Genomic DNA, 19,543 nt, shown 5'->3' with positions numbered 1-19,543 from the left:
CACGCGCGCGTATAGCCAAGGCTTGATTATCAAGACATAGTACGGTTGCGTTTGGATAGGCTCTTTTTTTGATAAGCTTCTACGAAATACATAGGTATTTCGAAAAAAAGTATATCCACTTCGTTCACGCATAGAACGTGGCGAGCGTCCCTTGAGCAAAACGCGCAAGGGACGTCATATGCAGCAAAGAATGCAACCTCTGGGGGGCAACCCCACCGGAACAGCGTTGGACCGGCAGCGGGAACCGAAACGCCCCTGGCCCTCCCTGTCCATGACTGGATCACCCCGGCTTCATTCCCGCACCGGGGAAGATCTCAACGAACTTGATGATGTCGGCCTTCTGGAGCGCATCGCGACCAGGGATCAGACCGCCTTCTGGGTCTTCTGGTGCCGCCATTACACCGACCTGTTCTGGACGTACCACAGGTTGTGCAAAGGAAACCGGCAAGAGATCCACGACTGCCTGAGCGGGCTCTGCATCAACCTGTCGGAAGCCCTTCCCCTCTACGCGCGCTCCATCATCAAGACGCGCACTTGGCTGCGGCGCACCGCCATCAACCATTTCATCGACCGGCACCGCGCCCACCAGCGCCATCCCGTCCTGGTCGGCTCCCTCGTCGAGATTGCCTCCATCGCCGACGGGACCAGCGGCCGGGACGCCATGGACCCGGAACGCTCCAACGCCGACCGCGCCTTGCTCGCCAAGGTTCTGGAGTCGCTCGACGGCATCCGGGACGAGCGGATGCGTCAGGCAGCCCGCATGCGCTTCATCGAGGAGCAGCCCTACGCGGACATCGCCGCGGAGCTGTCCATCTCCGAAGAACTGGCGCGCAAATGGATTCAGCAGATCCGCAGCTACCTGCGCAGCGCGGTTCCGGACCATCGCGACCTGCTGGCGAAGCCGCCCCCCGACACGCCGCAGTCGCGGCGCGCGACCAAGCACGGCGTGCTGACCAGAACGCGTCCGCCCAAGCCCCCCTCCACTCCCCCCTCCAAGACGATGAAGCCGGCGCTCTGACCCGCACCGCCGCCCGAGCGCGACCATTCCCACACCCCTTCCCACCCTGCCACCCCTCACCAAGACGCCAACGACCGGAGCCATCCATGCCCGACCAGACCATGCCCGCCCCCGCCGTTCAGCCCGCCAACCGGAAGAGCGCCAAGCCGATCAACTTGGCGCTCCAGGGGGGCGGTGCCCACGGCTCCTTCACCTGGGGCGTGATCGATCGCATCCTGGAGGACGGGCGCCTGACCATCGACGGCATCGTCGGAACCAGCGCCGGCGCCATGAACTGCGCCGTCACCGCCTATGGCCTGACCATCGGCGGCCATGAGGGCGCGCGAAGCAAGCTGCGCGAATTCTGGCGCCGCATCTCCGACGAGGCGAAGAAGGGGCCGCTCCAGCCGACCCCGCTCGACAAGATGTTCAGCAAGGGGAACATGGACTTCTCCCCGCTCTGGCAAATGTTCGACGCGCTGTCGCGCATGATGTCGCCGTACGAGCTGAACCCGATGAACATGAACCCGCTGCGCGACGTGCTGTTGGACGTGGTGGACTTCAAGCGGCTGCGCAAGGCGCCGGCCTGCAAGACCTTCATTGCGGCGACCGACGTCTGCGCCGGCCGGCTGAAGGTGTTCGGCCCGAAGGACATTTCGGTCGACGCGGTCCTCGCCTCGGCCTGCCTGCCCTTCCTGTTCCAGGCGGTGCAGGTCGGCAATGCCTTCTACTGGGACGGCGGCTATTCCGGAAACCCGCCGCTGTTCCCGCTGATCGACCAGTGCGACAGCCGCGACATCCTGATCGTCCAGATCAACCCGGTTCGCGTGCCGGTGCCGCCGCGCACCGCCCGCGAGATCATGGACCGCGTCAACACGCTCAGCTTCAACTCCAGCATGATGCGCGAGCTGCGCGTCGTCGACTTCGTCTCCAAGCTGATCGACTCCGGCGAGCTCAGCCCCGAGAAGCACAAGAAAATGCACATCCACACCGTCGACGCCGAAGAGGTCGTGGAGAAGCTGGGCGTCACCAGCAAGCTGAACGCCGACTGGGACTTCCTGATGTACATGTTCGAAACGGGCCGCCACAAGGCCGAGGAGTTCCTGGACCAGCACTTCGACCAGATCGGCAGGGAATCCTCGACCGACATCAGCGCGAAGTTCCTTGCATGACGGGAACGCGGACGGGCCGGCGAGGCAGCACCACCGCCTGGGCGGACATCGATCTGCACGCCCTCGGCCGGAATCTGGAACGGCTGCGCCGCGGCCTTTCCCCCGGCCAGGCCGTCTTAGGCGTGGTGAAGGCGGACGCCTACGGCCATGGCGCCGGGCCGGTCGGACGGGCGCTCCAGCGGTTCGGGATCGACGGGCTGGTGGTGGCCGACATGGGCGAGGGCATCGCCCTGCGGCGGGCGGGAGTCACGACCCCCATCCTGGTCATCGACCCGCCACTGCCCAGCCAGCTCCGGCTGCCTGCCCTGCACCGGCTGGACGCCACCGTCACCAGCGTGGCGGAGGCATGCGTGCTCGCCACCGCCGCCAGCCGCGCCGGTCGGACGGTCGACGTGCATGTCCGGGTGAACACCGGCTTCGCCGGCTTCGGAGCGCCACGGGCGGGCCTGACCGACGTGTTGGCCGCGGTCGCCGCCACGCCGGCGCTGCGGCTGGAGGGACTGTACACCCACCTGTCCGGTGCCTATGGCTCCCATGAAGACGGCGGCGTGGCGGAGCTGGAACGGTTCGGCGAGGCGGTCGAGGCGGCGCGGGCCGCCGGGCTGCTGCCACCGCTGGTCCATGCGCTCAGCAGCGCGGCTCTCGGCCGCCCCCTGCTGACCGGGGCCGCGGCGCGCATCGGCTGCACGGCGGTGCGTTGCGGCGCCGCGCTGTTCGGCATCCGCATGGTGGATGGGGATTTGCCCCTCCCCCTCGCCCCGGTGATGAGCGTGAAGACCCGCGTCACCCGTGTGACGGCGCTGGAGCCGGGCGATGTCGCCGACTACGCCGCCGCCAGCGCCGCGCCCCGGCGCACACCGGTGGCCGTGCTGCCCTTCGGCTTCTCGGACGGCCACCACCTGCACCGGCTGGCCGGAGGGGTCCTGCTGATCCGGGGACGCCCGGCACCGGTCCTCGGTCGCCCCTTCATGAGCGGGCTGCTCGCCGACCTGACGGACATCCCCGGCGTCCAGCCGGGCGACGAGGCCGTCCTGATCGGGCGGCAGGGCGATCACCGGATCACGGTGGAGGACATTGCGGCGCGGTCCGGGCTGCGCCCCAGCGCGGTTACGCTGCTCGGATCGCGGGTCGTCCGCCGCTACCGGTCCAGCGCCGCGGGGAAGGACCAACCGGAATGACCCCCCATCCCCCCCCCCCCGCCGGCCGATCCACCGCCGCCCGCCCAGCCGCGGCGATGCCCCGCCGCGGCTGGATGGCCGGAGCGGCCGCCGCCGGCCTCGGCGCCCTCTGCCCGTCGCCCCCGGTTCTGGCCGCTCCCCGACCGCTCCCATCCGTCCGGGACGTGCCGCGTCGCTGGCGCATCGGCTACGCCGAATCCATGCCCTACGGCAATTACGCCGCGACGCTCGCCGCCATCCTCGGCGAACTGGAGCGGATGGGCTGGACCGGCGCGCTGACTGGGATGCCCTACCGTCCGGGGCAGACCGACACCGCCGCCCTGTGGTCCTGGCTGGCCGCTCACGCCGGCAGTCCGGTTCTGGACTTCGTCGCCGACGCCCACACCACCAACCTGACAGCCGAAGGCGCCGCCGCGCTGACGGAGCGTCTGCGCGACGGGCGTGGCATCGACCTGATGATCGTCATGGGGACGGTCGCGGGAGTCGCCCTGGCGACCGACGCCCACCGGGTCCCGGTCCTCGCCTTCTCCTGCACCAACCCGATCGCCGCCGGGATCGTCGCGTCGGAAACCGACACCGGGCGCGACCATGTGTGGGCTCATCTGGATCCGCGGCGGTTCCAGCGCCAACTGGCCATCTTCCACAAGACCTTCCGGTTCCGGCGGCTGGGCATCGCCTACGACGACAGCCCGACGGGCCGGGCCATCGCCTCGCTGCCCGACATCGAGGCGATGGCCGAGCGGATTGGTTTTGAATTGGTGCGGCGGCACGTCCGCGCGCCGATCGACCACCTCGACCAGTACCGCTACGAGGTCGATCTGACCGCCGCCTGGGAGGCGCTGTCGCGCGAGGCGGAGGCCGTCTACATCACCTATGGGCGCTGGCCGCTGGACCGCTTCTCCTCGCTGGTCCGGCCCATTCTGAGACGCCGCATCCCAACCTTCTCGCAACTCGGCCCCGAGGAGGTGGAGCGCGGCGCGCTGATGAGCATCGCCCGCGCCGACATGGCGGGCATCGGCCATTTCGGCGCCGCCACCCTCGCCCGCGTCATGGCCGGCGAGCCGTTGCGCCACCTGCCGCAGGTCTATTTCGACACGCCCTCCATCGCCTGGAACGCCGCGACCGCGGCGGCCATCGGCTACCGCATCCCCTTCCCGGCGCTGCTGGCGGCGGATTCACTGCACGGAGTGCTCTAGCCATGGCCTCACCCGGCGCCCCGTCCGGCCGCTCCGGCCCCCTCCGCGCCTTTCTGGTGTCCGTGCTTCTGGTGGGTGTGACGCTGGCCTTCAGCCTGAGCATCAATCTCGGCTCCTTCCGCCAGAACTACGCGGGCACGCTGATGGCCGCCTTCGCGGTGGTCGGTGGCAAGACCGTGGAGAACATCCAGGACGCGCTGGGCTACGGCAAGCCGTTGGACGATTTCCACGGGCTGGAGGCGATCCTCGACCAGCTCGCCGCCAACCTGCCCTGGGCGCGGGGAATCGGGGTGGCGGTGGCGGACGGACGCGTCGTCGCTACCGCCAAGGGGCGGCCCGTGGAGCCGATGACGGAGGCCACCTTGCGCCGCGCCCGCGCCGAACTGGAGCGGCGCCCCCATTGGTTCCGGAACGACCCCGACCGCGGGGCCTTCTTCCTCTATCTGCCGATCCGCAATCCCGGCGAGACCGAGCGGGACGGCCGGCAGGCCGACGCTCCCGCCGGCGCCGGCTTTCTCATCATCCAGTCCGACAGCGCCAGGGTGGACGAGCGCGTCGAGGAGTTCCGCGACCGCACCCTGCCGCAGCTCCTGTGGACGGGGCTGGGGACGGTCGGCTTCCTTGGCCTGACCGGCCTTGCCATGGCCTTCGGGCTGCGCCGCGCGTCGGAAGGGCGCCGGGTCCGGCTGGAGCGCCTGCGCCGGCTGTTGGCGCTCGGCGCGATGCTGGCCGCTCAGACCGCGGCGGCGGCGGAATGCTACACGCTGATTTCCACCGCCCATCTGGAGGCCGCCGAACAGGCGACCCAGATCGTCGCCCGGATGATCCGCAACGACGTCGAGTCGGTGGTCCGGCGCGGGCTGGACTACGAGTCCCTGGCCGGTGTGGACGACTATTTCGAGCGCATCCGCGCCAGCATGCCCACCCTGCGATCCATCGAACTGGCCGCGCCCGGCGCAACCCCGGCTGCCCACGACGCCCGCCACAGGGTGAGCGGCATCTCCTTCCTGTCGGACATGCCGGACGTGACGCTGCGCTGGCCGCTCGCCCAGGACCGCAGCGGCGAGGCGCGCGAGCTGGTGACCGTGGTGGACGGCGACCGCGTGGCCGCGCAGCTGACCGAGTTCGGGCTCGACATGGCGACCATCCTCGTCACCTCGCTGCTGTTCATGTTCGAGATGGACCGCGTGCTGGGAGGGCGGACGCGGATGGCCCGCCGCTCGGGCGAAGGGCGGGCCGAACCAGCCGGGGCCGGGGCGGGTGGAAGCGGCAACCTCGCCGGCTCCATCCGCTTCTCGGCCTTTCTGATGTATTTCGGTGCCTTTCTGCCGGTGTCCTTCGTCCCGCTGCTGATGACCAGCTTCGGCGGGCAACCCTTTCCCTTTCTGTCGCCGTCCCAAGTCGCCGCGGCACCGCTGACGGCGGAAATGCTGTGCGGAGTCGCCGCGGCTCTGGCCGCCGGACGGCTGACCGGGCGGCTCGGCTGGCGGGCGGTTTCGCTGACCGGCTTCGCCGCGGCGGCGGCGGGAATGGCGCTGGCCGCCGTGGCGGCGATGACCGCCGACCCGCTGCTCTTCGTCCTCGCCCGTGGGTTGAGCGGGGCGGGCGGCATGGCCGGGCTGATCGCGGCGAACGCCCTGATCGGGCGGCTGCGCGGGGTTTCCGACACCTCAGCCCTGCAATCCGGCCTGTTCGCCGGCATGTACGCCGGGGTGAATTGCGGGGCCGTGTCGGGCGCCCTGCTTTCGACCACCTACGGACCGGTGACCGTGTTCGCCGCGGGCGCCCTGATCCCGTTGGCGGGGCTGTTCTACACCGCTTTTGGTGTCCCCCGCCTGCCTGGGCCCGTCCCGCCGGACGCGCATTGCGCGCCCGCGGCGGTTCCCCCGCCCGGCAGCGTGACGGTCGACCCGCAGCGGCGGCGCATCAAGGTGCCGCTGTTCCTGGCGCTGATCTCCCTGCCCACCGCGGTGGCGGCGATGTTCCTGCCCTTCTATCTGCCGCTGTTCGTCGCGGATCTCGGCCTGTCGTCGGCGACGGTGGGCCGCGCCTATCTGCTGCACGGCCTGTGCGTCGTTCTGGCCGGACCGCTGCTGACCCGGATGGCGGCGCGGCGCCTGCCGATCCCGGGGGTGACGCTGCTGTCCGCGGCGATGATCGCCGGGGTGCTGGCGCTGTTCGGTTTCCAGGCGTCGCTGTGGACGGCCTTCGCGACGGTGTTCGTCATCGGCTTGGCGGAGAGCTTCGGCCTGTCCGCCCAGATGCGCCATATCGAGCTGCTGGCGGCGCGCGAGGCGCGGCGGCGCGATTCCGTGCTCGCCCTGCACGTCAACACCCGCAAGCTGGGGCAGGCCGCCGGGCCGTTGCTGTTCGGCACGCTGGCCGCCGCCGTCCCGCTGGGCGCCGGACCCGAGGGGGTGAGCCTGATCGGCGGGCTGCTGGCCGGCAGTCTGCTGCTCTTCGCCCTGCTGACATGGCGGCGGACCGTCCCGTCCCGCACGCCGCACGGACGGACGGCGGACGGGCGATGACCGGCTTGCGCTTCGCCCCTCTCACCCCGGACGCGCTGGGCGCCGTCCTGGCGCTGCAGCGGGAGGCCTGCGGCCCGCTGATGCACCCGCTCACCGAGGCCGAGCTGTCGGACATGCTGGCCGGGCCGGCGGAAGGGCACGGCGTGGTGCTCGGCGCGCTGACCGGCGGCACGCTCGCCGCCTTCCTCGCCGTGCAGTTTCCCGGCCGGGCCGCCCACAATCTGGGCCGCGACTATGGCCTTACCGACGGGGATCTCGACCGGGCGCTGCACTTCACCGGCATCCTCGTGCATCCGGACCGGCGCGGGCAGGGCCTGCACCGGCGCCTGATCGAAGCCGCCGCCCAAAGGGCGCTGCCGCCGGACCGGCACCGCTACTGGTTCGCCACCGTCCGGCCCGAGAACACGGCCAGCGTGCGCGGGATGCTGTCGGTCGGCATGCGCGTCTTCGCGCGCAAGCCCAAGCATGACGGGCACGACCGCCTTCTCTTCGTCCGCGACCTGTCCGCCCCGGCCGGCGGCTGAGGCTCCCCTTGTCACCGCTCCACTGGCCCTCCGGAGACCGCCCGATGTCCCAAACGCCGTACCGGATACGCCTGCGCGTGGGAATCGCGCTGGCCTTCCTGCTGACGACGGTGCCGCTGATCGCGGTGATGCTCAGCTACCTCCACCACGAGAACTCCCGCACCGCGCTGGAGGTGGCGTCCCAGTCCATCGCGCGCACCACCCAGACCGTCACCAACGACTTGAACGGGCTGGTCAGCCCGGTGGCCCGCGTCGCCGAGGCGATGGCCGGGTTCGGGCGGATCGACCGGAACGGGCTGCGCCGCATCGAATCGCTGCGCTACTTCTCCGACGCCCTGGCCACCCTGCCGCAGCTCGCCTCGCTCTATGTCGGCTTCGCCGGGGACGGCGCCTTCTTCCAGGTGGCGCGGCTGGCGCCAGATGGCGGGCGTTTCGGCCCAGCCACCCCGCCACCCGGCAGCGCGCTCGCCCTGCGCATGCAGGATTCCAGTTCGGGCCGGTTCGCCGACTCTTATTTCTACCTGCGCTCCTGGGGGCAGGTGACCGGCGTGGAGCGGGCGGAGGCGACGGATGACCCGCGCACCGCCCCCTGGTACGTGGCGGCGCAGAAGGCCGGGGCGGCGGTGATGTCTGACGCCTTCGTCCTGCCGGCGACCCGGCGGCCGGTGGTCACCGTCTCCTACCGGATGGCCACCGACGACGGGGTGCCCATCGGCACCATCGGGGCCGACGTCTCGCTGGACCGGCTGGCGGCCCGGCTGGACGCCCTGCGCATCGGACCCTCCGGGGCGGTGTTCGTGATCGACGGCAACGGGCGGGTGATCTGCCACAACCGGGCCGACCTGCTGGTCGGCGGAGACGGCGCGACGGCCGCGCTCCACACCACCGCGTCCTTCCCCGATCCGGTGCTGGCCGAGGCGGTGGAGCGCCGCAACAGCGGGGCCGGCGACCGCTTCATCGCCCCGCTGGGGCCGCTGGGCCGCGACTACATCGTCGAGTTCGCGACCCTGACCGACGGAGTCGGCAGCGGCTGGACCGTCGGCGTGGCGGTGGAGGTGGACGAATTCGTCGGCTCCATCCGCCGCGCCACCTACCGCATCGTCGTAATCGGCGCCGGGCTGCTCGCGGTCTCGGTCCTGCTGCTGCTGTGGCTGTCGCACCGGCTGACCCGCCCGATGCAGGACATCGTGTCGGAGACCAAGCGCATCCGCCATTTCGACCTGACCGGCCGCTTCGCCGTCCGCACCCGCGTGCAGGAGGTGGCGGAGCTGGCCGGCGCCGTGGAGGCCATGAAGGGCGGCCTGCGCCGCTTCGGCGCCTATGTGCCCAAGGCGCTGGTACGCGACATCATCGTGACCGGCGACGGCGGCGAGCTGGGCGGCGAGACGCGCCCCCTCAGCATCCTGTTCAGCGACATCGCCGGCTTCACCGCGACCAGCGAAGCCATGCCGCCGCAGCAGGTGCTGGACCGGCTGACCACCTATTTCGAGCGGATGACCGCCTGCATCCACGGCCATGGCGGCACGGTGGACAAGTTCATCGGCGACGCCATCATGGCCTTCTGGAACGCGCCGCGCCCTGATCCGGACCATGCGGAGCACGCCTGCCTCGCGGCGCTGGGCTGCCTGTCGGTCAACCGCGCCATCAACGACGCCTGCCTCGCCGCCGGCATGCCGCCGATGCCGACCCGCTTCGGCCTGCATCTGGGGGAGGTGGTGGTGGGCAACGTCGGCTCCTCCGACCGCATGCAGTACACGGCGCTGGGCTCCCACGTGAACCTCGCCTCGCGGATCGAGGGGCTGAACAAGGCCTACGGCACCAGCATCCTGGTCACCGGGGCGGTGGAGCACGCGGTGCGCGGGCGCTTCCTGTTCCGGCCCGTCGATCTCGCCGTGCCTTCGGGCCTGTCGGCGCCGATCGAGCTGTTCGAGCTGGTCGGCGCGCTCGACCCCCATTCGGCCTTCGCCCGCCCGCCGGAGACCCACGACCTGTGCCGCCAGTGGCACGTCGCCGTCTCGCTCTACCGCGGCCGGCGCTGGTCGGCCGCGCTCGACCTGCTGCGTCCCCTGGCCGACGAGCCGGAGGTGGCGGCGCTGGCCCGGCTCTACATCGCGCGCTGCGAGCGGCTGATCGCAGACCCGCCCGGCGACGGCTGGGACCCCGCCGAGCATTTCAAGACCAAGTAGCCAAAAGAGGACGCGATGAAAAGCAGATGGACGGCGCGGCTGATGGCCGCCTGCATGGTACTGGCGCTCGCCGCCGCCGGGGTGTCCGCCGAGACGGTCATCAAGCTGGCCCACCCCAACCGCAACGACGCCTTCGACAACACCGCCGGGGCCATGGCGATCGTCTTCAAGAACCATGTGGAGGTGGCGACCGAGAAGCGCGTGCGCGTCGAGATCTTTCCCGAAGGCCAGATGGGCCGCGACGGCGACGCGGTGAAGCTGGTCCGCCAGGGGACCATCCAGTCGGCCATCTCCTCGGTCGGCGGGGTGGCGCCGCTCTACCCGATGCTGGCGGTCATCGACCTGCCCTTCGCCTATTCCTCCGTCGCCAACGCCTACGACGTCTTCGACGGCTCCTTCGGCCACAGGCTGGCCGAAGAGATCCGGCGCAAGGCGGGCCTTGCCGTGCTGGGCTTCGGCGATCCGGGCGGGCTGTTCACCATCACCAATTCCAAGCGCCCGATCCGCCTGCCCGAGGACATGAAGGGCCTGAAGATCCGCACCATGGATCTGGAGACGCACCGGACCATGATCGGCAGCCTGGGCGGCGCGCCGGTCAACGTCGCCTGGTCGGATCTCTACAACGCGCTGGGCACCGGGGCGGTGGACGGCCAGATGAATCCCGTGCCGATCGTCCGCTTCGCCCGCTTCGACGAGGTCCAGCGCCACCTGACGCTGAGCAACCACCTGTTCCTCCCCTATGTCTGGGTGATGAACGCCAAGTTCCTGGACGACCTCGCCCCGAGCGACCGCGCGGCCGTGATGAACGGCGCCCGGCTGGGCGTCGTCGCCAGCCGCGGTCTCAGCCGCCTGATCGAATCCTCGGACCGCGGCCTGCCGCCGCTGGCCCAGCGCATGGAAGTCCACACGCTGACCCCGCGCGAGGCGGAGGCGTTCCGCAAGGTCACCCAACCCGCGGTGCGGCAGGCGATCGAGCGGCGGTTCGGTGCCGAGGGGGTGGAGATGCTGGCCACCTTCGAACGGGCGATCCGCGAGGAGCAGACGCCGTAAGCGGCCCAGCCGGAGGGTCAGTTCATCCCATCCGCCGGACCGCTCCCCCGGCCAGCGCGCGCAGCCGGCCGGCGCGGCCGTGGCCGGTCCCCTCGCCCGCCCCGTCCGCGGATGCGCTTCCCGCCGCCGCGATCACCGACAGCCGCCGCGCCAGCGCCCATTCCGGTGCACAGGCCTCCTCGCACAGCGCCCGCATCTCCGCGATGGACGGGCGCCATTTCTGCGTCCGGCGCCATGTCCGCGCCGCCGCGTCGACCGCCCAGGCCGGGAACTCGCCGAGATCCTCCGCCCAGTCGAGCGCGACCAGATGCTCCACCTCCGGCGCGGTTCCCTTGGCCGGATAATGGCTGAGCAGGGCCAGGACACGGGCCAGCAGGTGGTCCGGCGACGCCGGAGCCAGAATGGAGCCGATCAGCTCGTCGAGCGCGCGCCGCGCCATCGCGGCGTGCTGGCCGGTCACACCGTCGGGCGGCGTCCAGTCCTCCGTCACCCCGTCGAAGCCGCGGTCGCCGAAGCGCGGCCGGCGCTCCACCCGGCCGGAAGCGAGGAGGTTCCTGAGCGGCACCGGCAGCGCCGAGGCCAGCGCCAGACCGCGCTCATGGGCGGGGGCGGCGGGATCGAAGGGAAGCGGCGGACGGGACGGCAAATGGGTCACGACCGATGGGTTCGGAGCCCCAGGCGGGGCGGATCGCGGCTGTGCGGTCATGGCCTTTCCTCAGCTCCAGACGTTCGGGCGGATTTGCGGGGGGGTGCCGTGGGTGGCGTTGAGCTTCGCCGCGGCGGCCATCCAGGCGCCGAGCTTCTGTTCGGGAACGGGCGCTGTGGCCGCCGGCCTTGCGGTGGCGGAGCGGCTTGACGATCGGAGCAGCGGTGCCTTGCCGGCGGCGGCGTCCTGGGCCAGCCAGGCTTTCCAGGCGGCCCCGGCATCGCGGTAGCGGTAGCCGTGGGCACGGCAGCGCAGCCGGAATCCTTCGGCGTGGCGATCCAGATCCACCCCGGTGAAGCGGCTTTCTGCCCAGGCACGATCCTCGGCATCGGGCATCCACCCGTCGGGCACGGCCTGCGCAGGCCCGCGGGAAGCGTGCGAGTCCGGAGTCTGTTCGGATTCCGGCTGTTTCTGTCGCACCGACGCACAAGGGGAGTCGGTGCGAGCGACATCCTTGGCCGGCGCCTGCACAGGGGGTATTCCGGTCCGTCCGGTTTCTGCACCGGCCACCGGAATCGCTCCTTCGCCGGGGACCAGCCGCAGCCGGTACAGGCAGGACAGGCGCCCGCCCGAGGCGGAGCGGCGGGACTCCCTCGCGATCACCCCGGCGTCCGCGAGGTGGCCGAGGATGCGGTTCACCGTGCTGCGGCTGCGCTTCAGCGCCGTGGCGAGGGTCGCCTGGGACGGCCAGCACTCGCCGCGGGCGTTGGCATAGGTCGCCAGCGCCGCCAGCACGGCCAAACCGTCGGCGTCGATGGCGGGGTGGCCGAGCCACCAAGCCGGAATCCGGCCCCACCGCCCGGTGTCCGCGGGCGGACCGTCATCCGGTGGGGTGTCCATTGGTGTGTCGTCGCGCGCTGTCATGATGCGGTCTCCGCAAGGCTGTCGGGACCGGCTCCGCACGGACTGCGGGCCGGTCGCTTTGCGGATCAGGATTCCCGGCGATGCGCGGCTCTTCAAACCGCGGGCTGTCACTCCATAGCCGGGCATGGAGCGGTAACCCGCACCGTTGAAGCCTTGGCCCGCGCTCCTGGAGCCTTTGCCCGCCGCTATGGAGCGACAGCCCGCGCTTGGTCGCCGAATCGGAATCCTGGAGCGGGAACCCGCGGTCATGGAGCGATAGCCCGCGCCTTCGGAATCCCACCGGTTGGAGCCATAGGCCGCGGCTGGTTCGCGGGGCCATGGAGCAACAGCCCGCGTTTCAGCGGCGATCCACCCACTCACCATGGAGCGATAGCCCGCGGCTATGGAGTGATAGCCCGCGCCCTGCCGTCCTCATCCGCTCTGCATGGCAATCCGGCGGCGAGCAGAGGATGGAGCTTTTGCTCGCGCTTCGCCGGTCCGACCCATGGAGTTCCGACTCGCGGTGAAACTCGCGGTCATGGAGCGATAGCCCGCGCCTTGGTCCCCGTCGGTATGGAGCGATTCGCAGCGGGCGGCGGAGTCGCCGGCAGAGTCGAAAGATGTCAACGCGGTGCCGGGAAAGCGCGGGCTGTTGCTCCATACCCGCGAGCTATCGCTCCATGGGCGCGGGCAATGGCTCCATACCGAAGGAGGTCGCCCGTCACGAAGCGGTTGTCAGCGCGCGTCTGCCGCCGCATGGTCATTGCCGGGCAAGGAGGGATTGGATGAGCAAGATCGCGACACCCGGCGCGCTGCAACTGGTGCTGTTCGAGCTGGAGGACCGCTCGCAGTCGCACCTGATCGCGCTGTACGATCTGGCGCCGCGCTACGTCTTCGCCTCGCGCGACGGCGGACGGTCTGCGGAGACCGCACCCGCCAAAGGCAATTTCGTCGCGTCGATCAAGCGCGAGTTCACCTATCACGGCAGCACCTTCCACCTGACCATCCAGCCCGCCCGTCTGACCAAGATGGTCAACCGCGACGACGGGGCCGCCCAGGCCGACGGCCAGACCGAGATCGAATACGAGGTCTTCCCCGCCGAGCGCGAGCAGGTGGTCGAGCATGTGGTGCGCCGCCTCGCCATGGACCGCTCGCGCCTGTCGCTGGGCGGCGAGAACCGCGACAAGGTCCAGATGCGCTTCACCCTCTACGAGATTCAGCGCGAACTGAAGGCGGTCGGCCACACGCTGTCGATCCGCGACATCCGCGAGTCGCTGACCATCCTGGCGCGCTCGCGCATCATCATCGGCAAGCCGGCGGAGGGAGTGAAGAAGGGCCGCGGGGCGAACCTGCTGGAGTCCACGGCCTTCCCGGTGCTGGCCATCCGGTCCCGCCCCGACCTGATCGGCGACGAAGGGGGCGACGAGGAAACCCATCTGCAGTTCAATCCGCTTGTCTCCTCGGCCATCCGGAACCTGGAATTCAAGCCGGTCAGCTACCAGTGGCTGATGCGGCTGAAGAGCCCGGTGTCCCGCTGGCTCTACAACCGTCTCAGCGCCGAGTACGATTATTCGGGGGCGGAGGCGCCGGGCGATCTGGGCGCCAAGGCGATGACCCTGTCGGCGGACGAGATCATCAAGAACAGTGGCATGAATGTGTGGAGCCGCCGCCGCGACACGTTGCGCGCGGTGACCTCCGCGGTGGACGCCCTGGTCGAGGAAGGCATCCTGACCAGCGCGGAGAAGCTCTATGACAAGGTGGGGGCCCGCATCGAGGGGATCACCTACGTGATGCTGCCCAGCGCCAAGTTCCTGGCCCAGGTGCGCAAGGCGCAGGCGGTGGAGAGCGCCAACGTGGCGGCCATGCGGGCAATCACCGGCGACGACCGCCGGCCCACCGACTTCGTGCCGGTCACGCCCGCCGCGACGGTGGAAACCCGCGCCCGCCGCGCCAAGCGGCTGACCGAGGAGCCGCCGCGTCTGCCGATGGCCGAGGCCGGCTGACGGGGGCGTCGCGACCGGTTCAGTCCCGGTCGGCGGCGTCGTTCAGCGAGTCGCGCAAGCGCAGCAGCGCGTCGCGCAGGCCGGCCAGATCGGGCAGCGGGCAGTTCGCCGCCGCGGCGATGTGTTCCGGCAGCGCCGTCGCCCGCTCCCGCAGGGTGGTGCCCTGCGGCGTCAGGCGGATGCGCACCAGCCGCTCGTCCGCCGGGTCCCGCGCGCGGGTGACCAGCCCCTGCCCTTCCAGCCGCTTCAGCAGCGGGGTCAGCGTGCCGCTGTCGAGCAGCAGCCGCTCCCCCAGCGTCTTCATGGTCTGGCCGTCCTGTTCCCAAAGGAGGAGCATGACCAGATACTGCGGGTAGGTCAGCTCCAGCGCCTCCAGCAGCGGGCGGTAAACCCGCGTCATCGCCAGATTCGCCGAATACAAGGCGAAGCAGGCCTGATTGGCCAGAAGAAGCGGGTTGTCGTTCTCGGTGCTCATCGTTCGGGGGTTCCCAGCCAGGGACGCGTCGCGGGCCTGTTGCGCGCGCCCCCATAGCCCATGGGGGTATGGCGCGCAACAGGCCCGCAAGCACGAAACCCAGTTATGCGCCCTTTACGCGATGGCCGTGTTCACCGCGATGTTGCCCTTGGTCGCGTGGCTGTAGGGGCAGACCTTGTGCGCGCGGGCCACCAGATCCTCAGCCGCCGCCTTGTCCAGGCCGGGCAGCGACACGGTGAGGTCCACCGCGATGCCGAAGCCCTCGCCGTCGTCGCGCGGGCCGATGCCGACCTGGGCGGTCACCGTCACGTCCGCCGGAACGGCGATCTTGTCGCGGTTGCCCACGAACTTCATGGCACCGAGGAAGCAGGCCGAATAGCCGGCGGCGAACAGCTGCTCGGGGTTGGTGGCGCCGCCCTTGCCGCCCAGCTCCTTCGGAGCGGCCAGCGCCACCGACAGCAGGCCGTCATCGGTCTCCGCCTTGCCGTCACGCCCGCCGGTGGCCGTCGCCTTGGTCGTGTAGAGGATCTTCATTGCGTGCACTCCTTTGAACAGATGGATCGTTTCGATCGGGGAAGCGGGTTGCCGCTTGTTGTCGAGAAGGACTGTCGCGCAAAATTGAATTGTGCGCAATGTATTTGGTTATGCGCTGTTGAATTGTGCGCAATGCATTGACGGAATGGCGCCGAGGCACGCGCTTCGCAAGGTGAAAACGGGGTCAGGGAGCGCGGCGGTAGTTCCAGATGAAGCTGCCGTTGTGACCGCACCAATAGCCGCTGGCGGCGCGGTTGGGTTCCAGGTCGGGGATGATCATCCCGCCATCCTCCTCGGCCACCAGGATCAGGCCGCCGCCCTCCGCGTCCGGCGTGCCGACCATCAGCCGCCCTTTGTCATCCAGCCGCCCGATGCCGGAAAAGTCGCACACCCAGCGCCCTGCCGAAGGCTCGGCGCCGCTGACGCTGACGGCGACCGTCCCGTTGCGCAGGGCGATGGCGGCAACGCTGATGAAGCCCTCATGGTCGAAGCGGCCCACATAGCGCCCGATGGGCGACGACGGGGCGGTGGGATCGGTGCGGAAGGACAGGACCGCCACGCGCCCGTCATAGGCGCGGCGCAGGCACGCGGCGTCGGCACGGCAGGAGTCGCGGTCGCGCAGCCACGCCCGTTGGTCGGCCTTCACGGCGGCCACGGCGGCGCTCTCCTCCGGGCTGGCGCCGGACAGACGGTCCAGGGCGGCGCGATAGGTCGCGGCCAGTTTTCCATCCAGCGCGGAGAGCGCCGGATCGGCGCAGATCGCCTTTTCCGTCGGTGTGGTGGCCTTGGAGCAGGGGAAACCCGCCGCGATGGCGGCGGTCGGCAGCGCCAGAAGGCCAAGGGCGAGCAGCACTGGGCGGAGCATGCGGATTCCCCTTCGGCGGTCGGGCTTCAACTCTGCCGTGGTGGCGGAGTGTGGTCAAGCCGTCCCCCGAGGGTCGCCCGGTCCGGTGCCTTCCCGTCACGCCGGAAAGGCAGAAGATTCGCGCTTCGCAGCGCTGCGGAAGTCCTCAACGTCGTAGCGCTACGATGAACTCTTTTAACAGCGCTGCGAAGACTTGCGTTCTTGGAAGATGATGCGCCATTTTATTCATGGTTGTGCGCTGCATCATAGTAATGGAAGCCATGCGTTATCGGCGCGTCGTCTTTCGGGGTGGTGGTGTCAATATATCCAGGCAGGCAGCACCGCCCCTTCGCCGGCATCGCGCAGGCCCCTTCCACGGCCAGCCGCCGACCCCGGCGCCCGAGCGGCACCGCCAGAGACATTCCCATCGAACCGCGGCCCTTGATGCCGCCATGAGGACAGCCATGAACGCCAATAGCTTTGCGAACCCCCTGTCGTCCACGGAACTGCGCAACATTCGCCGCGAGGCGGAAGCCCTGCGGGCCGCCTATCTGCGCAGCCTGTTCCGCCGTCTGGCCGGGGCCTTCAGCCGTCCGGGCACCCCGGCCAACGGCGGTCTGACCGCCGCCCGCTGAGGCGCACCCGACAGAGCAGGTTTCCTGCACGCGGCCGGACGGTCCGGCCGCGACTTTTTCGCCCGTGCATGACCAGTTTCAGCAAGATTCGTTAAGATCTTGCCGGGTATCATTTTCTAATGATACCCGAAATGGTGGTCTAGGGCTGGCGCAGAAATGCAGGTTGTAATCGTCGATGACGATCCCTCCACGCTGTTCATCACCAGCGCGGTGATTCGGCGGATCGACGACGCGGAGCCCATCGGCATGGGCGGTCCGCTGGCGGCTCTGGACTGGCTGGCGGGCAACACGCCCGACCTGATCCTGATCGACAACGTCATGCCGGACCTCGACGGCATGGCGATGCTGGAGCGCATCCGCGCCCAGCGGCACCTCGCCGACGTTCCGGTGGTGATGATCACCGCCGACACGTCGGTGAAGCTGCGGGTGGCCGCTCTCGAAAGCGGCTGCACCGATTTCCTGACCAAACCCATCGTCGTCCCGGAATTGCTGGCCCGGGCGCAGAACCTGCTGCGCCTGCGGCTGAGCCAGCGGATGATGCGCGATCAGGCCGCCGTGCTGCGCAGCCGGGTGGAGGAGGCGACCGCCCAGCTCCGCCAGCAGGCGCAGGAGCTGGTCGCCCGCCTCGCCCGGGCCGCCGAATACCGCGACCCTGAAACCGGCCTGCACATCGAGCGGATGGCGAGCTACTCGCGCGTCATCGGAGCGGCGCCGGGCGGAACGGTCGCTGAGCGACAGCGAGCGGCGCTACCGCGCCATGTTCGCCGCGGTCGGCCAGCCCATCGTGGTGACCGACCAGAACGCCGTGATCACCGGCTTCAACCCGGCGGCGGAGGCCCTCTTCGGCTACCGTGAGGCGGAGATGATCGGGCGGAACGTCACGGCCCTGATGCCGGACAGCCATGCCGTCAACCACGACCGCCTGTTCCGGGATGACCAGTCCAGCGGCCGGAACAGCCCGAGCGGCATGATCCGTGAGGTGCCGGTCCGGCGCGCCGACGGCGCCCTGGTGCCCACCGAGATCGCCCTGTCGAGCTGGCGGGCCGGCGAGCGGGAGCATTTCATCGGCGTCTTCCACGACCTGTCCAAGGCCAAGCAGATCGAGGCGGACCTGCGCCGCGCCCGCGACAGCGCCGAGCACGCCAACCGGATGAAGAGCGAGTTCCTGGCGACCATCAGCCACGAGATCCGCACGCCGATGAACGGCGTGCTGGGCACATTGACGCTGCTCGACGGCGAAGGGCTGAATCCGGAGGAGCGGCGGCTGGCCGGCGTCGCCCGCCGCTCGGCGGAAAGCCTGCTGCGCCTGCTGGACGACATCCTGGACTTTTCCAAACTGGAGGCCGGACGGATCGCCATCGAGCAGGAGACCTGCGCGCCCGCCGACCTCGCGGAGGCGGTGATGGCGGTGTTCAACCCGTCGGCGACGGACAAGGGGCTGACCCTGTCCTGTCGCGTGCTGCCCACCGTGCCGGAGGCGGTGGTCACCGATCCAGCCCGTCTGCGGCAGATCCTGTTCAATCTGGTCGGCAACGCGGTCAAGTTCACCAGCGCCGGCCATGTGGCCGTGCGCGCCCGCCGCGGCGCCGACCTGCCGGACGGGCGTTTTCTTCTGGAGTTCGAGGTGGAGGACAGCGGCATCGGCATCACCGGGGAAGCGATCCCGTCCCTGTTCGACCGCTTCACCCAGGCCGACAGCTCCATCACCCGCCGCTACGGCGGCACCGGTCTGGGGCTGGCGATCTGCAAGGAGCTGTGCGGGCTCCTCGGCGGGACGATTTCCGTCACCAGCGCGCCGGGCAAGGGAACCCTGTTCCGGTTCTCGGTCGCCTGCGCGCCGGGCGATCCGGCGGCGCTGCGCCACTCCGCCGAGGCGCCGCCGGCCGCCCCCCTACCCCCCTTGCGGGTTCTGGCGGTGGACGACAACGCGGTGAACCGGGACATCGTGCGCGGCCTCCTGGTGCGCGACGGGCACAGCGTGGTCACCGCCGTGGATGGGGACGAGGCGGTGCGGACCGTCGAGCGGTCGGAGGAGCCCTTCGATGTTGTCCTGATGGACATCCAGATGCCGGGTATGGACGGGCTGACCGCCACCCGCCTGATCCGTGCGCTGCCGACGCCGCGCAACGGGGTTCCGGTGATCGCGTTGACCGCGCACGCTTCGGGCAGTTCGCTTCCGGAATGCATGGCGGCGGGGATGAACGGGTTCGTGCCGAAACCGCTGCGTCCGGCGGCGCTCGACGCGGCGATCCGCGCGGTCGTCGGCAGCCTCGCTCCCAAGGCGGCTGCCGAGGCGGTTGCGGAGGCGGACCTGCTGGACCGTGAACAGATGGACAGCGTGGCTGAGGCGCTCGGGCCGGAGAGCTGGTCCGAGGCCGTGGAGGGCTTTTCCCGCACCGCGCGGGAGCAGGTGACGCGGATCAGCGCCGCCCTGGTCAGCGGCGAGGAGCACCGCCGCGCCGCCCATACGCTTAAGGGGCTGTCCTGGAACGTGGGGGCGAAGCGGCTGGGTGACCTCGCGCTGGCGCTGGAAAGGGCGCCGCCGGACGAGGCCCTGGCCCTGGCGGGAAGTCTGGAGGGTGTGCTGAAGGACAGTGTGGAGGCCCTGTCCGAGCCCTTGTTCGAGCCCTCGCCCGAGCCGTTGTGAGGCTCGGACAGGGGTTTCGGGT

The 19,543-nt window shown here is 70.2% G+C and carries 17 protein-coding genes; 12 read left to right on the top strand and 5 right to left on the bottom strand.

Translation table 11 applies throughout. The features are described from left to right. The first annotated feature begins 271 nt into the window (after nucleotides 1-271). The 8 genes from H0B54_RS12045 (at nucleotide 272) to H0B54_RS12010 (ending at nucleotide 10,834) form a co-directional block, all read left to right on the top strand. Nucleotides 272-1,018: an RNA polymerase sigma factor gene (locus H0B54_RS12045; RefSeq protein WP_188260509.1), complete on the top strand. Its 747-nt coding sequence runs from the start codon at nucleotides 272-274 to the stop codon at nucleotides 1,016-1,018. A gap of 86 nt (nucleotides 1,019-1,104) precedes the next feature. Beyond that, on the top strand, nucleotides 1,105-2,169 hold the full coding sequence (locus H0B54_RS12040; RefSeq protein ID WP_188260508.1) for a patatin-like phospholipase family protein: 1,065 nt from the start codon (nucleotides 1,105-1,107) through the stop codon (nucleotides 2,167-2,169). Continuing rightward, the gene (alr, locus tag H0B54_RS12035) at nucleotides 2,166-3,347 is read left to right on the top strand and encodes an alanine racemase (protein WP_188260507.1); all 1,182 of its coding nucleotides are present in this window, start codon (nucleotides 2,166-2,168) and stop codon (nucleotides 3,345-3,347) included. Before H0B54_RS12040 ends, alr begins: the two co-directional genes overlap by 4 nt. Continuing rightward, complete coding sequence (locus H0B54_RS12030) at nucleotides 3,344-4,543, top strand: ABC transporter substrate binding protein (RefSeq protein WP_188260506.1); 1,200 nt, start codon at nucleotides 3,344-3,346, stop codon at nucleotides 4,541-4,543. Before alr ends, H0B54_RS12030 begins: the two co-directional genes overlap by 4 nt. A gap of 2 nt (nucleotides 4,544-4,545) precedes the next feature. Continuing rightward, a complete protein-coding gene (locus H0B54_RS12025) occupies nucleotides 4,546-7,074 on the top strand; it encodes an MFS transporter (RefSeq protein WP_188260505.1) in 2,529 nt (842 codons plus the stop codon). After that, nucleotides 7,071-7,598, top strand: coding sequence for a GNAT family N-acetyltransferase (locus H0B54_RS12020; protein ID WP_188260504.1), 528 nt, complete (start codon nucleotides 7,071-7,073; stop codon nucleotides 7,596-7,598). The genes H0B54_RS12025 and H0B54_RS12020 overlap by 4 nt, the downstream gene beginning before the upstream one ends. A gap of 44 nt (nucleotides 7,599-7,642) precedes the next feature. Beyond that, nucleotides 7,643-9,784: an adenylate/guanylate cyclase domain-containing protein gene (locus H0B54_RS12015; protein ID WP_188260503.1), complete on the top strand. Its 2,142-nt coding sequence runs from the start codon at nucleotides 7,643-7,645 to the stop codon at nucleotides 9,782-9,784. Nucleotides 9,785-9,799: 15 nt separating this feature from the next. Beyond that, nucleotides 9,800-10,834 (top strand): TRAP transporter substrate-binding protein, encoded by a 1,035-nt coding sequence (locus H0B54_RS12010; protein ID WP_188260502.1) that lies wholly within the window; start codon nucleotides 9,800-9,802, stop codon nucleotides 10,832-10,834. 22 nt (nucleotides 10,835-10,856) lie between these two features. On the opposite strand, the gene H0B54_RS12005 is transcribed toward H0B54_RS12010, so the two are convergent. Continuing rightward, the gene (locus H0B54_RS12005; protein ID WP_188260501.1) at nucleotides 10,857-11,540 is read right to left on the bottom strand and encodes a hypothetical protein; all 684 of its coding nucleotides are present in this window, start codon (nucleotides 11,538-11,540) and stop codon (nucleotides 10,857-10,859) included. A 9-nt stretch (nucleotides 11,541-11,549) separates the two neighbouring features. After that, nucleotides 11,550-12,404 (bottom strand): helix-turn-helix domain-containing protein, encoded by an 855-nt coding sequence (locus H0B54_RS12000; RefSeq protein WP_246472496.1) that lies wholly within the window; start codon nucleotides 12,402-12,404, stop codon nucleotides 11,550-11,552. Nucleotides 12,405-13,168: 764 nt separating this feature from the next. On the opposite strand from H0B54_RS12000, the gene H0B54_RS11995 reads away from it, so the two are divergent. Next, complete coding sequence (locus H0B54_RS11995) at nucleotides 13,169-14,386, top strand: plasmid replication protein (RefSeq protein WP_188260499.1); 1,218 nt, start codon at nucleotides 13,169-13,171, stop codon at nucleotides 14,384-14,386. A 19-nt stretch (nucleotides 14,387-14,405) separates the two neighbouring features. On the opposite strand, the gene H0B54_RS11990 is transcribed toward H0B54_RS11995, so the two are convergent. The 3 genes from H0B54_RS11990 to H0B54_RS11980 form a co-directional block, all read right to left on the bottom strand. Beyond that, nucleotides 14,406-14,861 carry a MarR family winged helix-turn-helix transcriptional regulator gene (locus tag H0B54_RS11990; protein WP_188260498.1) on the bottom strand — a complete coding sequence of 152 codons (456 nt, stop codon included), beginning with the start codon at nucleotides 14,859-14,861 and terminating at the stop codon, nucleotides 14,406-14,408. 114 nt (nucleotides 14,862-14,975) lie between these two features. Next, nucleotides 14,976-15,395, bottom strand: coding sequence for an organic hydroperoxide resistance protein (locus H0B54_RS11985; RefSeq protein ID WP_188260497.1), 420 nt, complete (start codon nucleotides 15,393-15,395; stop codon nucleotides 14,976-14,978). 184 nt (nucleotides 15,396-15,579) lie between these two features. Then, nucleotides 15,580-16,260 (bottom strand): lysozyme inhibitor LprI family protein, encoded by a 681-nt coding sequence (locus tag H0B54_RS11980; RefSeq protein ID WP_188260496.1) that lies wholly within the window; start codon nucleotides 16,258-16,260, stop codon nucleotides 15,580-15,582. Nucleotides 16,261-16,703: 443 nt separating this feature from the next. On the opposite strand from H0B54_RS11980, the gene H0B54_RS11975 reads away from it, so the two are divergent. The 3 genes from H0B54_RS11975 (at nucleotide 16,704) to H0B54_RS11965 (ending at nucleotide 19,521) form a co-directional block, all read left to right on the top strand. After that, entirely contained in the window at nucleotides 16,704-16,874 is a 171-nt protein-coding gene (locus H0B54_RS11975) for a hypothetical protein (protein WP_188260495.1), read from the top strand. A gap of 156 nt (nucleotides 16,875-17,030) precedes the next feature. Further along, nucleotides 17,031-17,729, top strand: a complete 699-nt coding sequence (locus H0B54_RS11970) for a response regulator (protein ID WP_246472495.1) — start codon at nucleotides 17,031-17,033, stop codon at nucleotides 17,727-17,729. Then, nucleotides 17,632-19,521 carry an ATP-binding protein gene (locus tag H0B54_RS11965; protein ID WP_246472494.1) on the top strand — a complete coding sequence of 630 codons (1,890 nt, stop codon included), beginning with the start codon at nucleotides 17,632-17,634 and terminating at the stop codon, nucleotides 19,519-19,521. Before H0B54_RS11970 ends, H0B54_RS11965 begins: the two co-directional genes overlap by 98 nt. Nucleotides 19,522-19,543: the final 22 nt, after the last annotated feature.

The sequence above is a fragment of the Azospirillum tabaci genome (genome assembly GCF_014596085.1).
Taxonomy (GTDB): Bacteria; Pseudomonadota; Alphaproteobacteria; order Azospirillales; family Azospirillaceae; genus Azospirillum; species Azospirillum tabaci.
Note: the sequence above shows the minus strand (reverse complement) of the source record. Positions and strands in the feature narration are given on the sequence as shown.

What these genes read in the sequence shown, in the direction of transcription:
- H0B54_RS12045 (WP_188260509.1), top strand. Translation starts at nt 272, where the DNA reads ATGACTGGATCACCCCGGCTTCATTCCCGCACCGGGGAAGATCTCAAC.
- H0B54_RS12040 (WP_188260508.1), top strand. Translation starts at nt 1,105, where the DNA reads ATGCCCGACCAGACCATGCCCGCCCCCGCCGTTCAGCCCGCCAACCGG.
- alr (WP_188260507.1), top strand. Translation starts at nt 2,166, where the DNA reads ATGACGGGAACGCGGACGGGCCGGCGAGGCAGCACCACCGCCTGGGCG.
- H0B54_RS12030 (WP_188260506.1), top strand. Translation starts at nt 3,344, where the DNA reads ATGACCCCCCATCCCCCCCCCCCCGCCGGCCGATCCACCGCCGCCCGC.
- H0B54_RS12025 (WP_188260505.1), top strand. Translation starts at nt 4,546, where the DNA reads ATGGCCTCACCCGGCGCCCCGTCCGGCCGCTCCGGCCCCCTCCGCGCC.
- H0B54_RS12020 (WP_188260504.1), top strand. Translation starts at nt 7,071, where the DNA reads ATGACCGGCTTGCGCTTCGCCCCTCTCACCCCGGACGCGCTGGGCGCC.
- H0B54_RS12015 (WP_188260503.1), top strand. Translation starts at nt 7,643, where the DNA reads ATGTCCCAAACGCCGTACCGGATACGCCTGCGCGTGGGAATCGCGCTG.
- H0B54_RS12010 (WP_188260502.1), top strand. Translation starts at nt 9,800, where the DNA reads ATGAAAAGCAGATGGACGGCGCGGCTGATGGCCGCCTGCATGGTACTG.
- H0B54_RS12005 (WP_188260501.1), bottom strand. Translation starts at nt 11,540, where the DNA reads ATGACCGCACAGCCGCGATCCGCCCCGCCTGGGGCTCCGAACCCATCG.
- H0B54_RS12000 (WP_246472496.1), bottom strand. Translation starts at nt 12,404, where the DNA reads ATGACAGCGCGCGACGACACACCAATGGACACCCCACCGGATGACGGT.
- H0B54_RS11995 (WP_188260499.1), top strand. Translation starts at nt 13,169, where the DNA reads ATGAGCAAGATCGCGACACCCGGCGCGCTGCAACTGGTGCTGTTCGAG.
- H0B54_RS11990 (WP_188260498.1), bottom strand. Translation starts at nt 14,861, where the DNA reads ATGAGCACCGAGAACGACAACCCGCTTCTTCTGGCCAATCAGGCCTGC.
- H0B54_RS11985 (WP_188260497.1), bottom strand. Translation starts at nt 15,395, where the DNA reads ATGAAGATCCTCTACACGACCAAGGCGACGGCCACCGGCGGGCGTGAC.
- H0B54_RS11980 (WP_188260496.1), bottom strand. Translation starts at nt 16,260, where the DNA reads ATGCTCCGCCCAGTGCTGCTCGCCCTTGGCCTTCTGGCGCTGCCGACC.
- H0B54_RS11975 (WP_188260495.1), top strand. Translation starts at nt 16,704, where the DNA reads ATGAACGCCAATAGCTTTGCGAACCCCCTGTCGTCCACGGAACTGCGC.
- H0B54_RS11970 (WP_246472495.1), top strand. Translation starts at nt 17,031, where the DNA reads ATGCAGGTTGTAATCGTCGATGACGATCCCTCCACGCTGTTCATCACC.
- H0B54_RS11965 (WP_246472494.1), top strand. Translation starts at nt 17,632, where the DNA reads ATGTTCGCCGCGGTCGGCCAGCCCATCGTGGTGACCGACCAGAACGCC.